General features: G+C 56.2%; 12 protein-coding genes. 1 reads left to right on the plus strand and 11 read right to left on the minus strand.

All coding sequences use genetic code 11. From position 1 onward, the window contains the following. Window positions 1–9: 9 nt before the first annotated feature. From ACI7RC_RS13940 to cyoE, 4 genes are all read right to left on the minus strand, one after another. Window positions 10–3,681, minus strand: a complete 3,672-nt coding sequence (locus tag ACI7RC_RS13940) for an AAA family ATPase (protein WP_408108834.1) — start codon at window positions 3,679–3,681, stop codon at window positions 10–12. Continuing rightward, window positions 3,682–4,938, minus strand: a complete 1,257-nt coding sequence (locus ACI7RC_RS13945; RefSeq protein WP_408108835.1) for an exonuclease SbcCD subunit D — start codon at window positions 4,936–4,938, stop codon at window positions 3,682–3,684. A gap of 93 nt (window positions 4,939–5,031) precedes the next feature. Continuing rightward, complete coding sequence (locus ACI7RC_RS13950) at window positions 5,032–5,991, minus strand: COX15/CtaA family protein (RefSeq protein WP_408108836.1); 960 nt, start codon at window positions 5,989–5,991, stop codon at window positions 5,032–5,034. An 88-nt stretch (window positions 5,992–6,079) separates the two neighbouring features. Beyond that, window positions 6,080–7,045 (minus strand): heme o synthase, encoded by a 966-nt coding sequence (cyoE, locus tag ACI7RC_RS13955; RefSeq protein ID WP_408108837.1) that lies wholly within the window; start codon window positions 7,043–7,045, stop codon window positions 6,080–6,082. A 358-nt stretch (window positions 7,046–7,403) separates the two neighbouring features. Here cyoE and ACI7RC_RS13960 point away from each other — a divergent pair, with 358 nt between their 5' ends. After that, window positions 7,404–8,171 carry a sulfite exporter TauE/SafE family protein gene (locus ACI7RC_RS13960; RefSeq protein ID WP_408108838.1) on the plus strand — a complete coding sequence of 256 codons (768 nt, stop codon included), beginning with the start codon at window positions 7,404–7,406 and terminating at the stop codon, window positions 8,169–8,171. Between the two features lie 68 nt (window positions 8,172–8,239). Here the strand turns inward: ACI7RC_RS13960 and ACI7RC_RS13965 are convergent, their stop codons facing one another. The 7 genes from ACI7RC_RS13965 to ACI7RC_RS13995 all read right to left on the minus strand — a co-directional run bounded on the left by ACI7RC_RS13965 (window position 8,240) and on the right by ACI7RC_RS13995 (window position 13,654). Continuing rightward, complete coding sequence (locus tag ACI7RC_RS13965; protein WP_408108839.1) at window positions 8,240–8,674, minus strand: DUF6157 family protein; 435 nt, start codon at window positions 8,672–8,674, stop codon at window positions 8,240–8,242. Between the two features lie 214 nt (window positions 8,675–8,888). Beyond that, window positions 8,889–9,671, minus strand: coding sequence for a DUF4247 domain-containing protein (locus ACI7RC_RS13970; RefSeq protein ID WP_408108840.1), 783 nt, complete (start codon window positions 9,669–9,671; stop codon window positions 8,889–8,891). A 12-nt stretch (window positions 9,672–9,683) separates the two neighbouring features. Continuing rightward, on the minus strand, window positions 9,684–10,190 hold the full coding sequence (locus tag ACI7RC_RS13975; RefSeq protein ID WP_408108841.1) for a DUF4178 domain-containing protein: 507 nt from the start codon (window positions 10,188–10,190) through the stop codon (window positions 9,684–9,686). Window positions 10,191–10,212: 22 nt separating this feature from the next. Next, window positions 10,213–10,617 (minus strand): DUF350 domain-containing protein, encoded by a 405-nt coding sequence (locus ACI7RC_RS13980; RefSeq protein ID WP_408108842.1) that lies wholly within the window; start codon window positions 10,615–10,617, stop codon window positions 10,213–10,215. Between the two features lie 64 nt (window positions 10,618–10,681). Next, window positions 10,682–11,347, minus strand: a complete 666-nt coding sequence (locus tag ACI7RC_RS13985) for a PspA/IM30 family protein (RefSeq protein ID WP_408108843.1) — start codon at window positions 11,345–11,347, stop codon at window positions 10,682–10,684. 581 nt (window positions 11,348–11,928) lie between these two features. Then, window positions 11,929–12,726, minus strand: a complete 798-nt coding sequence (locus ACI7RC_RS13990; RefSeq protein ID WP_408108844.1) for an ABC transporter ATP-binding protein — start codon at window positions 12,724–12,726, stop codon at window positions 11,929–11,931. Continuing rightward, window positions 12,701–13,654, minus strand: a complete 954-nt coding sequence (locus ACI7RC_RS13995; protein WP_408108845.1) for an ABC transporter permease — start codon at window positions 13,652–13,654, stop codon at window positions 12,701–12,703. Before ACI7RC_RS13995 ends, ACI7RC_RS13990 begins: the two co-directional genes overlap by 26 nt. Window positions 13,655–13,662 lie beyond the last annotated feature (8 nt).

The raw sequence follows: 13,662 nt of genomic DNA on the forward strand, positions 1-13,662 counted from the left end.
CTCCCCTCCTCAGTCGATTTCCATCGCAATGCGGCTGCCCGGGCCGATCGGCTCGGCAGGCGTGACGATCAGCCTGCGGGGCATGCGCATGCGCATTTCCGGCACGTGGCTGATCACGCCAATCGTAAAGTCGGCCATCCGCAGGCGCTCCAGCGCATCCATCACCACTTCCAAAAGCTCGGGATCCAGCGTGCCAAACCCTTCATCCAGGAAGAAAAACTCCAGCCTTCCGCCGTTAAGCTGTATCTCAACCGACAAGGCGAGGGCCAAAGCCAGCGACGTCAGAAAGGTCTCTCCGCCTGACAAGGTGCTGACGGGACGTCTAAGCCCCCCTGCTCCCTCGTCCCGCAGGACGAATTCTCCCTCGGCGCCAAGCTCCAGCCCGTAGCGGTTCTTGGTCATCCGGGCGAGGTGATAAGAGGCGTCCCGGGCGATCGAAGCCAGTTTTTCCTCGGCGATAAACTGGACGAACGCCTTCCCTTCGAACAGCCGCCGCAGCTCTTCCAACCTGCTCTGTTCATCTCTGATTTCCGAGCAGCGCGCTTGCAGGGACAGCCATTTTTGGTGATTGGACTCAATCGTAGCGAGCGACTGGCGGGCGACGGCCACCTGGTCCTTTAACGACTGCAGCGCTTGTTCGCATTCGTCGCATGCTGCGTTCAGCTTGGCCCACTCGGTCTCGTCGACGCTCCGCCCGTTCAACTGCTTTGCCAATCGCTGTTCATCGTACTGAAGCTGACTTTTCAGTGTACGGAAGTGCTCTACTCGCGCCTTGTAGTCGTCCAGCTTCTCCCGCTCCCGATGGGCCGCCTCGACCCGGGACAGCTCCTGAAGGCCGCTTGCCTTCACCGCCGATTGCAGTTCCGTCTCGGCTTCCTGCAGCTGCCGGGCGAGCAGTGCGGCAGCTTCTTCCGACTTGAGCAGCATCTCCATCAGCGTCTGCCGATCGTCGGCCGCCTGCTTGTAGGACTGCTCAGCGGTATGTACTTCCGCGCGCAAGCGGCTGAGCTGCTGTTCCAGCTGCTGCAGCCGTACGCGGGCCCGTTCTCCGCCTGTTCGCTCCAGCCACTGTTGCTGCTTTTGCTCCCAGAGCTGCCGGCGTTCCTGCAGCCGCTCCGCGAGCCCCGCCTGCTGGATGGCCAAGCGGGTGTGATCTGACCTGTTCTGCTCCAGTTCGGCGTGAAGTCGCTTGCGCTGCTCCGTCCGCTCCTGCTTTGTTTGCTGCAGCTTCGCGTGCCGGGCCTCCCGCTCATCCAGCTCGGCAGCGGCCGCTTCGATGTGTTCTACCGCCAAATCTCCGCTGCTGCTGAGCTGCTGCAGATATTCTTTGGCCTGATCAGCTTCGCTTTGCGCTTGAGAACGGCGCTTTTCTGCGGCATCGGCCCGTTCTTCCCACTGTTCCCGCACTGCTGTCAGCTTGTCATAGGCCGACTTTTGTTCCAATTCCTGTTCGCGCGAAGCAGCCAGCGACTGCTGCCGGGACTGCAGCAACTGCCGCTGCTGTTCGCGCCGTTCGCTGAGCCCTCGGCTGTTTGCCTCCTGTTCCTTGAACAGCCGGGAAAGCCCGTCAACGCTTTCAGCCTGCCACCCTTCGCCGCATTCGGCTAATCGGCTGCCGATCTGCTCGGATCGCTCCTGCAGTACGCGCTGCTCTTCCTCCAGCTTGGAGAGCTCCCGCTTCAGGGTCTCCAGCTCCAGCTTGGCGGCCTGCCACGCCTCAGATGTCCGCCGCAGGGCTTCCTCGGCCGTCTCCAGCTCTGCCTGACTGACCTCCAGGGCCAAGCGGTACTCCTCTTCTCCGGCAAGCGGTGCATCTGCCTGGGCCTCGCTTCCGCCCGGTTGATGCCCTGTTCGGTGATCGACTGAGCCGCATACCGGACAGGGCTCTCCTTCGGTCAGCTGCTCTCTCAAATACCGCACCAGGTTATCCTGCCGCCACCTGAGCCAATTCTCTTCCGCCTGCTGTCTGAGCTGCTGCTTCTTGCTTCTCTCCACCGCTGCGGCCTGGTTGGCCGCTTCCGCCTGCTGACACAGTTTTTCCGCACCGATCCGCGCTTCTTCCAAGGCCATCCGCCGCTGCTGACAGGCGAGCTGGGTCCGGCTCAACTCGCGCCATTCCTGCCCGATCAGCTTGACTTGCACGAGTGTGTCGCGAAGCCGTTCCATCTCCTCTTCCCCTGGCAGTTCTTGCAAAGCCGATTCCGCTTCCGCCAGCAGGTTCAGGGCCCGCTCCCGCTCCTCTGCTGCCTTTTGCCAGGCGTGGTGGCCGTGATGTGCCTGTTCGGCCACCTGTATTTGCTGCTTTTTCGCCTCAGCCGCCTCACGCTCTGCTTCCTGCAGCCTTTGCGCGGCCTGCTTCCAGGCTTTTTTGGCCTCCAGCAGCGCGTTTATCCGTTTGCGTTCCTCGGCAGAGACGGACAGCTGCTGCAGCTCGGCGTCGAGCCGATTTAGTTCCTCATCCAGCCGTTGCAGCTCTCGCTCTGCCGCCGCAACTGCCTTGGCCGCCCGCTCTCCGCTTGCCTGTACTTCCGCAAGCTCGTTTTGAACGCTTTCCAGTGCGGCTTTCTCCCTAAGCAGCTCTTCCTCCCACTGGGCTGCCTGCTCCATCAGGCTCTTCTCTTCGATCAACAGCGGCTCCTCGGCTCTCAGGCGGGCTAGCAGGGTCTGATACGCCTGCTCCTTTTGTTGATAGACCACTGTCTGTTCGTCCCGCCGGCGGCGCAGGCTTTGCAGCTGCTGTTCCGTCTCCTGCCGTCTGAGCTGGATGTGGCGATACCGCTCCAGCACCGGCCAGACCTTTGCGCTCGCTTCCATTTCGGCAATCCGTTCCGCCAGCGCTTCGACATCGGCTGCTTCCGCCTGCATGGCAGCAAGCTTGTCCAGCAGCACCAGGCGTTCCGTCTGCCAGCTGCGAATCTGTTCCCACTCGCGGCGCTTTTCGGACAGAGCTCGGTAATCCTCTGCTGCCTGCACCTCCAGCTTCGCCTTAGCCTCCAATTCCTGGGAAGCGGCCAGCAGTGCATCCGGCCCGGAGTCGCCCAGTCCGGCCAAAGCGAGCTCCAACTGGTGCAGCTCAGCCTTGTTCTGCTCATAGGCGCCGCGAACCTGTTCACTCAGCTTCTCTCCGTATTCATGCAGGTAAAACATGCGCTGAAGCATCTCGTTGCGCTCTTTGCCAGTCAGGGTCAAAAACCGGGAAAACTGCCCCTGAGGCAGCACTACCGCGCGGGTGAAGTCCTGAATCGTAAGTCCGATCAACTGCTCTACCGCTGCTGTCGCCGCTGTAGCCTTCGACTCAAGCACGCGGTCCTCCTCGCCAGCCGACAAGGCCCGTTCGATTAATCTCACTTCCGGCTGGCGTTTGTTGCCTTTCTTATCGACGCCAAATTCCCGTTCGATCGTGTACCGGCGCCGCGTATCTCCGCCGCCGAGCTCAAAGGTAAAGGAGACGAACAGGCGGTCTTCCAGCTGGTTTAACACCTCTTTGGGATGGGATCCTCCGCCCATGCGCACGACCTGTCCGTACAAAGCCAGTGTTATCGCATCGAGAATCGTTGATTTCCCGCTGCCCGTGGGACCGAATATGCCGAATAATCCCGCCTCGCACAGCGTTTCAAAGTCTACGACCTGCAGTTCGCGATAGCTGTGCATCCCGGATAGCTTAAGCTGTATCGGTTTCACCTAGGCATCCCCTCCTTGCCGGCTGCCCGCAGCCGCCATCAACCGGGCGAACAATTGAACCAGCTTGTCATCCGGCTTGGCGCCGCGCTTTCGTTCGTAAAAGCGGCAAAACAGCTGTGTGGCCGTCAGCTCTTCCCGCTCCCCAGAGCCGCCTTCAGCCTCTTCTGTTCCCCCGCTCTCGCCCTTGACCAGAACCCGCTGCACCTTGACAAAATTGTCGCTCAGCTTGCGCAGGCGCTGAAATTCGGCCGGATCGATCACGTCCGGGACATGCAGCTCCAGGTCAATCCAGCATCCGGCGTCACGCCCTTCGGCTACCCACTGCTCCACTTCTGCCGCTCCCCCTGTCGCCTGCCAGCGGACGAGCGGACGCCCGCTTTGCAGGTAAATGAGCTCTTCGCGAACCTCTGACTGAGGGGTAATTTCCACCAGAACAACTGCCTTGCTCTGGCCTGCTTCCGAAAAACTGTACGCCAGCGGAGAACCGCTGTAGCGGATTCGCGGCTCGGTGCCAAGCAGCTGCGGCCGGTGAAGATGTCCCAGCGCGACGTAGTCAGCCGTCTTGGGAAAAGCGGAAGGGTGTACCGTATAGGTCCCGCCGATCTGAATCGGTCTCTCCGACTCGCTCTCCGCACCGCCCATCACAAACAGATGGCTCATCACCAGATTGACCGTATCCGCGCGAAAATGACGGGCCAAATCGGCCAACAACATGCCGATGCGCTCGGAAAAAGCTTGCTGCATTTGTTCCGGTGAGAAGTTCTCGCTGAGCAGCTCCCGCAGCCTGGCTTCGGAAGGATACGGCAGCGCGAGAATCACCGCATGATGATCCACACCCGGCACCGCCAGCTCCAGCCAGGACGGGCCGGCGGCGGCGACCCGCACCCTGCCCTCCGGTACATCTTGTCCGCTGATCCGCGGAGCCTCTTTTGGCAAGCCGAGCAGAACGATACCGTGTTTTTCCGCCAATGGCGCCGCCGCTCTGACCCGCTCCGGCTGATCGTGGTTGCCTGCGATGACCACGACCCCTCGCTTGCCTTGGCATGACAGCCTCTCCAGGGCGTGGTAATACAGTTCCTCAGCCCAAGCCGGCGGGTTGAACGAATCGTACACATCTCCCGCTACCAGGACGAGGTCTACCTGCCTCTCATCGGCTATGCGGCACAGCTCATCCACAAATGCCGCCTGTTCCGCGCGCCTGTCCCGCCCTTCCAGCATCCTGCCGAAATGCCAATCGGCCGTATGTAATATCCGCATTCGCTCACCCCTATCGATCACGTGTTTGCCTTTTGCCTTTATTGTAACAGAAGTGCAAAAAACCAGCACCCGTCTGCGAGTGCTGGTTTTGGATTATACTTTTTGCCAGGTAACGGCCGAGGGATTGGGCTCGATCAGCGACTTTTCCTGTTTGCTGTCCTGAGGCTGCTTGAGCGCCTGCAGACAGAGGTAGCACAGCACCCCGAACAAACAGGTAATGACCGCCGAGTGGAACAAGGTAGCGTAGATGATCAACCGCGAATAGACCACCCAGCCCCCGCTCAATACCTGTATGCCGACCAGGATGAGCGCCAGAATGCTGGCCTTGTAAACATCGCGCCTGTTACCTTTATAATGACGGACCGCGTAAGTAACGATTCCCAGTATAAGGAAAAATAGAATGGCAGCACAGACGCGGTGGAAAAATTGAACGGCTACCAGCCCCGACAGCTCGGGAATGAGACTTCCCCGGCACAGCGGCCAGTCCGGACAGGCCAAGCTGGCATTGGTATGGCGGACGTAAGCTCCAATGTAGACGACTCCGTAAGCGTAGATCGTTACCGCCCATACATAGCGGCGAAATCCTGCGGAAACCGGTTTCGAGACGAGCCTCTCTTCCTTCTCCCGCTGCAAAACGAACAACATCAGCAGGAACACTCCGGCGAATGCCAAAAGCGACAAGCCGAAGTGAAGCGCCATCACCGGAGGCGACTGAGGCCACATCACGGCCGATGCGCCAAGCAGGGATTCGACGATCAGAAAAAAGCCCGCAAACACGGACAGTGCCCGTACTTGCCTGTTGCGCGGATAGCGCCGCCAGGCCATGATCACAAACACCAGGACGACGATCCCGGCAAGTCCGGTTACCAGCCGGTGCATATACTCAACGATCGACTCCAACGTATACTCCGGGACAAATTTGCCGTTGCACAGCGGCCAATCGTTGCCGCAGCCCAATGCGGAACCGGTCTTCGTCACCAATGAACCGCCGATCATCACGAGGAACATTACGATCGTCGCAGCAATGCCTACCCGTCTCAGCCACTTATCCATTGTCAGCACCTCTTTTCCTGCGTGATGTCACATAAAAGAAACACCCCCCGTAGTACAAGAGATGTTCCTTGGGTAAACGTGGTATTCACTAGAATTGAATCGAACTGATGATGACAGCCGCACAAATCGCAGTCAAATACAACAGGGAAAAACCGAACATTTTTCTCGCCCAGACGAGGTCATCCTCTTCCTTGACGGAGAAGCCTTTCACCGACAGCCAGAGGTAAACACCGCCGAGCGCCATGGCAGCGACCAGGTAGATGTAACCCACGTTTGCGTACAGCATCAGCAGCAGCGAAGCAGGCAGCAAGGCCGCAGCGTAGTTGAACATCTGCCGTTTCGTCTCGGCAAAGCCTTTTACCACAGGGAGCATCGGGATTCCCCCGGCGCGGTATTCCTCGGCTTTCAACATCGCCAAAGCGAGGAAGTGGGGCGGCTGCCACAGGAACAAAATCAAGAACAGGATCCAGGCCCCCATATCGGGGCTGTTGGATACGGCTACCCAACCGATGACCGGCGGCACCGCTCCAGATAGACCGCCAATGACGGTATTCAACGTCGTCACCCGCTTCAACGGCGTGTAGACCAGGACGTAGAGAATATGTCCAATCAAGCCGAATACGGCCGTCAGCGGATTTACGTACATCAAAGTTAATAGCCCAACGAGCAGAAGCGCTACTCCGAGTGTAATGGCATAGCGGGGATGTATCCGTCCCGACGCGACAGCCCGGTTCTTCGTCCGCTTCATCTTTGCGTCAAGTTCACGGTCATAGTAGTTGTTAAGTGCAGCACCAGATGCGATTACGAGCGCCGTGCCCAGCAATGTAAGGAAACCCTTGTGAACCAATTCAAATATGGTCCATTCAGGGTTTGTACTTGAAACTGCCAACCAAAAGCCGGTAAACGTCGTCATCAGGTTTGATAAGGTGATCCCCGGCTTAGTCAGATGCAGATAGTCACTCCATGTTGCGGGTTGCACTGATTCTGCCTGCGGATGGGAATCTGTCTCCAGCAGTTGGCCGTCTGATTCCTTCACCACAAACTGTTGTTCCACAGTGATTGCCCTCCTTGTCCAGATAATATGCTTCAACAGATTTGTAAACACCTGTTACTCGAAGCATTCCCTACCAGCTAAAAAAATACCGTATATAATTGTAACGAAACCGAGTGAGACGAGTCAACCGAATACCATTTCCTCTATTTGTAGAAAGATTGCACTACGGTAACTTTACCAAATGCACTGCTGTAAAAACCGGATGATTCTTGACGATTTTTCAACAGATGCGCTTTGGACAAATGCCTATTTTTCCGCTTCACTTCACCAGTCATCCCCTCGCGCCATACCCTGATATTAGTTTTTTAGGGAGTTTGCCTATACTTACGCTATCTGGGAAAAGAGGAAGAAAACGAACATGGACTTTAGCCTGATTGCGATTGGCCTGTTTGTCGGTTTTTTAGTCGGCCTTACCGGAGTGGGTGGAGCTGCCTTGCTAACACCTATTTTGATCATGTTTGGCATTCAACCAACCATCGCTGTCGGTACGGACCTGGTCTACAATTCCATCACGAAAATCTTTGGAGCGATCCAGCACTGGCGGCAGCGGACCGTTCATTGGAGGATCGCCCTGTACTTTGCCATCGGCAGCGTGCCAAGCGCCGTCGTCGCCGTCAATCTCATCCAATGGGTCGAACACACCTTTGGCGGAGCAGATGAGCTGATCAAAAAAGTCCTCGGGTTCGCCCTGATACTCATCCCCATTGCGATGATCGCAAAAACGGTCCTGCATAAACGCGAACCCCGCCCCAATCGCTGGCAGCTTTGCGGACTAAAAGAGAAGCGAACCTTAACCATCTCCATCGGTGCGGCGCTCGGTTTCATCGTCGGCCTCACTTCCATTGGCAGCGGCTCCCTTTTCGCCCTCGCCTTGATGTACTTCTTTAACCTGCAGGGAAAAGAAGTCGTCGGAACAGACATCGCCCACGCTTTCTTCCTGGTGACCGCCGCCGGCCTCGCCCATGCCAGTTTCGGAACGGTCGACTACCCCATTGCCCTGCAGCTTTTGTTCGGTTCCGTACCAGGAGTCTTCATCGGCAGCATCCTGTCCACCCGTGTCCCTACCCGTTTCCTGCAGTACACCATCTCCATGATCATCCTGATCAGCGGACTCAAGCTGATCTGAGGTATCCGCGGCATAAGCTGGGCAACAGCGGAAAGCGCTCACCGCATTGCGGGCAAGCCCGTATCCGCTTACGCCCGGGAACGGCTGTTACGCATCGCGGCAATCACCTTCCACTGGCCGCCTTCATTTTTAAGGAAGCTTTCGTACTCGCGAGACTCTACCCCGTATATGGCAATTCTCCCCGCTTCATCGTAGTGAATGCCCCAGCCGTATTTTTTCGGAAGCATGGAAGCCCGCAGGCACGGCTGGGGCTTTTGAAACAGCTCGTCCCGCAATTGGGTACCCCTGGCCTTTTGCTCCTCCTCCGGGATCGCCTTGTGCCTGAGGTATACCTCGTAAATCAGCTCCTCCTGGGTGAACGTATAGGGATGGTTCGAGAGCAATTCATATTCGATGCGTGGTTTGGTCACTCCGCCTTTTTTCTCCGGGGGAACCACCCCTTCCGATACCGGGCAATCAGGTGCGACAGTAATAAACGTTTGGTAATAATTGATGTTTTTCATCTTCTTACCTCCACGTTGCAGCGGAATTTTCTCTCCCAATGACCAGGTTTGCCTCATTACATAATTTGGAAAAACCGTTATCATCCTGATGAATGCTAGCAGATGACATTATTCTGACGATATTTTATCATCACACCTAAGTTGTTGCTACTGCACGCTGAAGGTTGAATACAAAAAGAACATCCGTTGATATCTCAATGGATGTTCGTAACGATTATCTTCGTTTTATCCGTCCAAATCCGCCCACCTTGGTCTTCGGAGGAGAGTTGTTGCGCGGCGGGGAGAACCACTTGCTCTTTTTCGGCGTGACCTCCGTGTCCACCGTGGAACCGCTGCTGCCGCTTGACCTTGTAATGGTACCGACGCCTCCCGACGAAGCAGCAGGAGATTTCTTTTTGAAAATGCTTTCGTCAGAACCGATCGATGTACCTGCACGGGACGAGTCACTCCCGCGCTTCAAAATCGACCCTTTCTTCTCCACCGTCAGCGGCGGTGCCTGTTTCTTTTCCGCTTTCGTCGGCGTGTGGTAGCTGGGGCTGTTCGCATCCTTCTGGCTGTACCCGCGATACGTCCCGTGATCGCTGCCAAAGGAATCCAACAGGCTGTTGAATATGCTGGCGACCAGATAGCCTTCCAGGAAGGAGGAATTGTAGTTATGGCGGACAAACTCCTTGTTATCCACCTCGATCAGCGTGTCATCCGGGTTCTCGGGATCTCGCTGGAGATGGTACAGTTGATCGGGATACACCAGGAACATCCGCTCGGGATCTTCCTTTGAGATCTCGTCGGGCTTACGCTGATCGGCCAGTTTTTTCGCGACGTCGGGCACCGTCTCCCCCGCAGCGCGGTATACGCGGGAAACCTGCTGTCCCTGTTCGGAAACGGATTCCAAGGGGTACGCCATGCTTACAGATGAACCGTTATGGCCGGCAAAGATCGTTGCCAGTACGATAACTACCAAGCCTATTTTGATCAACTTGTACAGTCCCTGCTGCATCCGCCCACCCCCTTATGCGCCATGTAAGATCTTCACGTCCGCCGAAATGACCGCTTCTCCTTCGTACAACATAAACCGCCCATCCTGCCATTCAATCCGCAGCAGCTTGCGATCATCCGCTTGGTACTGCCAAACGTATTGTTCGCCGTCCAATCCGAAAGGCGTCTTGCCAAGGACTCGCACTTCGCCGTTGTACTGTTCCTCCAGGTAGTAGTTCGTGTCCTCCAACTCAATGGTAGTCGGCACTTCATCAAACGAATCCAGGCGGCCGTCGATTGGGCTGTACAAGGCATAGGTGATTCTCTCTCGCTCCTCGATATGCAGATAACGAACGTCACGGCCGTCCTGAAGTGTCAGCAGAACCGCGTTGCGCTGGGCGTTGCGCGTTCGTCCTGTCACTTGATAGGTCACCAGGGAGACTTCCACGACATCCCCCGGGCCAAGGAGCAAGGGGCTTTTTTCAGCCTGGGGCGGTTCTGGAGTTGTAAAGAGATTTTTAACTCGCCGAAACAGACTCATCTGCTCACCTTCTCCTTTCGAGTTACAGGCATGCGCCCAGGATCAAAGCACCAACCACGTGGAGGGAGCCGGCTACCAGTGCGTACGCTACCTTGCCCTGCTTGGTTCCCTGATCCAAATTCAGATTAGCCGCCTTCCTTAAAAATAATCGTACAAGCCATTCGATAATGACGAGAATCACAAAGGAAACGAATGACGCCTGCAGCGCATGCAGCAGGTCGTTGGACTTGATGATCGACTGGGACAGGATGTACCCTTGAGCGAACAGCTTCATTACAAACCGGGTCGTGACGGCGACATTTCCCTGCTTGATTTCCGCCATGTCGTTGTACTTGGTGAAAAAGGAATCCAGCCACATGAGCACGACTAAAAGCACTGCGCTTGCAGCCGTCCAAATGATCATTCCCACCACATTTTGCCAATCCACACACTACACCTCCGCACTCCGTGTCGCCCGCTTAAGAAAAGAAAAGGGGAACCGCCCGCGCGGCTTACCCCTCGTACTTTTTCATCAATTGGGCCAGTTCGTCCTCTACTTGTTGATCCTTGCTGAGAGCGGCAATCTCTTCATCAAGCGATTTTTCTTTTTTGTAGATTTCGCCGCTGGCTTCCGCACGGGACTCCATCTCTAGCACCTTGTCCTCCATGCGTTTCAAACCGGCAAGTGCCGAATCCGAATTCATGCCGGACATCGCCTTGTTGATGTTCGTTTGGGCTTTCGCCGCATTGGCCCTTGCGACCAGTGTTTCCCGCTTGTTCTTCAGTTCGGTGATCTGCTTGCGCATGTCTTCCAGCTTGGCTCGCAGATTGTCCGCCGTCGCCTTGTATTGCTCCCAGCTCGCCTTGTACTCATCGGCTTTCTGCTGGGCTGCTTTCTTCTCTTCCAGCGCCCGCCGGGCCAGGTCGACATTTTTTGCCTGTGCCGCTACGTGGGCCTGTTCATCCCGCTTTTTGACCAGCGCTTCCTGTTCTTCGTACAACAGCTTGAATTTTTTCTCCAAGGTAATTTGGGCCGCTACTGCTTTTTCGGCTTCATCCAAATCTTCCTGCATGTCCCGCAAGTACTGATCAGTCATCTTGACGGGATCTTCCGCTTTTTCGATCAGTGAGTAGACATTGGCTAAAGTGAGGTCACGCAAACGTTTAAAGATAGACATAAAACGAACCTCCTCAAAGTATATTACGTACCGGCTTGCAGTACAGGTTTCTTACCATTGTATTACGATTGAACCAGAACAGAAGTTTCATTTTCGTGTTGGAAATTGGGGGGAGGTATTTGCGACTCTTTGGCTGTGGTGAACATAGTGCGGGGAGACCGAGAAAAATGGGCGAGCTTCGGCTGTGGCACGCCGGCGGGGAAGCGGGGGGATGTCCGTCTCCACTCCAAAAAACGGCACGTCGACCAAAAAGGACTGGGGGTTTCTCAGCGTGGAATTTGGTCGACAAGCGTGTGCCGTTTTTTTCCGTTACGACTGGGTGGGCGTGCCAAGGCCTGTGCTCGCTCCATTTTTCTCGGTCTCCTTGGGGCTTTTTTCTATGGCCTCCGATTCAAAAACCANTTTCTCAGCGTGGAATTTGGTCGACAAGCGTGTGCCGTTTTTTTCCGTTACGACTGGGTGGGCGTGCCAAGGCCTGTGCTCGCTCCATTTTTCTCGGTCTCCTTGGGGCTTTTTTCTATGGCCTCCGATTCAAAAACCAGTGGATAAATAGAAAAGAGAAGGACCGCAGTCCTTCTCTTTTATGTGAGCATGTAGCGATCCTCTGCGAATGCCTCTCCGCCTCTGGCTTCTTCGAAGGCGCGCAGCAGATCCTTGGTTGTCATTTCCCGTTTCTTTTCTTCGGGGATGTCCAGGATGATGCGGCCTTCGTGGAGCATCAAGAGCCTGTTGCCCATGTGGAGCGCTTGCTCCATATTGTGCGTTACCATCAGGGTCGTCAGGTTGTTTTGCTCGACGACTTGACGGGTCAGATCGACGATGAGCTGGGCGCGTTTCGGGTCGAGTGCTGCCGTATGTTCATCAAGCAGCAGGATTTTGGGTTTGGTAAAGGTAGCCATCAAGAGACTGAGTGCTTGTCTTTGCCCGCCGGACAGAAAGCCTACCTTTGTCTTCAGGCGATCTTCCAGACCTTGTCCCAACGACCGCAAGTGTTCGCGAAACAGCTCCCGCTTCTTGTTGTTGACGCCAAACGACAGGGTGCGCCGCTTCCCGCGGGCGTACGCGATCGCCAGGTTTTCTTCGATCGTCATATTGGGGGCTGTGCCCGCCATCGGATCCTGAAAGACGCGGCCGACATAGACGGCCCGCTGGTGCTCGCCCAACCTGGTCACATCTTTCCCGTCGATCGTGATCTTCCCCTGGTCTGGGATGATGCCTCCGGAAATGACGTTCATCACGGTCGACTTGCCGGCCCCGTTGCTTCCGATCACTGTGACGAAATCCCCGGGAGCGAGGTGGAGATTAATCTCCTGCAAAGCTATCTTCTCGTTGACTGTACCGGCATTGAACACTTTACGAACCCGGGAGATTGTCAGCATGAGCTTGTTCCCCCTTTGCCGTATACTTTTTTGCTTTCTTCATGGCGCCCTTCACCAGATTCGGCAGGGTCAGCGCCAAGATCACGATCAGCGCCGTAACCAGCTTCATATCGGACGTCTTCAACCCGGCCCGCAAGGCAAAGGCGATGACCAGCCGGTAGACGAGCGAGCCTCCGATGACAGCCAGCGTGGCCCGCATGAGCGTCGGCCGTCCGAACAGCACTTCGCCGACGATGACGGAAGCGAGTCCGATGACGATCATCCCGACCCCCATCCCGACGTCGGCAAACCCCTGATACTGGGCGATCCAAGCCCCTGAACATGCCACCAGCGCATTCGACAGGGCGAGACCGATGATCGTCGTCCGGTCCGTATTGGCGCCGAAGCTGCGAATCATCGTGGAATTATCCCCCGTCGCCCGCACGTCAAGGCCGAGGTCAGTGTGGAGAAACCAGTCGATCAGCAGCTTGACGATGAGTATGACCACGATAAAGACGATTGCTACTCCGGTGATGATGGTGACGCCGCCAATCACAAGATTGGGAACATGCAAATCCTCCACCATGGTAACAAGCGTCGTTTCCCTAAGCAGTGCGAGATTGGAACTGTCGCCCATGATCCGCAAGTTGATCGACCAAAGGCCGATCATCGACAAAATCCCGGCGAGCAGACCGTTGATCTTTCCCTTCGTGCACATCAGACCTGTCAGGAAGCCTGCAACCGCTCCCGCCAACAGGGCAACCAGCATGGCAAGAAACGGGCTGTAGCCGTCCAAAATCAATTTGGCGGCTACAGCACCTCCGAGAGCAAAACTGCCGTCTACAGTCAGATCAGGAAAGTTTAAGATGCGAAAGGAAATGTACACACCCAGGGCCATGATCGCATAAAGTAATCCTTGTTCAATTGCACCGTTGATTGCGAAGCCCATAGTTTCCT

Source organism: Brevibacillus sp. B_LB10_24 (assembly GCF_046036945.1).
GTDB lineage: Bacteria > Bacillota > Bacilli > Brevibacillales > Brevibacillaceae > Brevibacillus_C.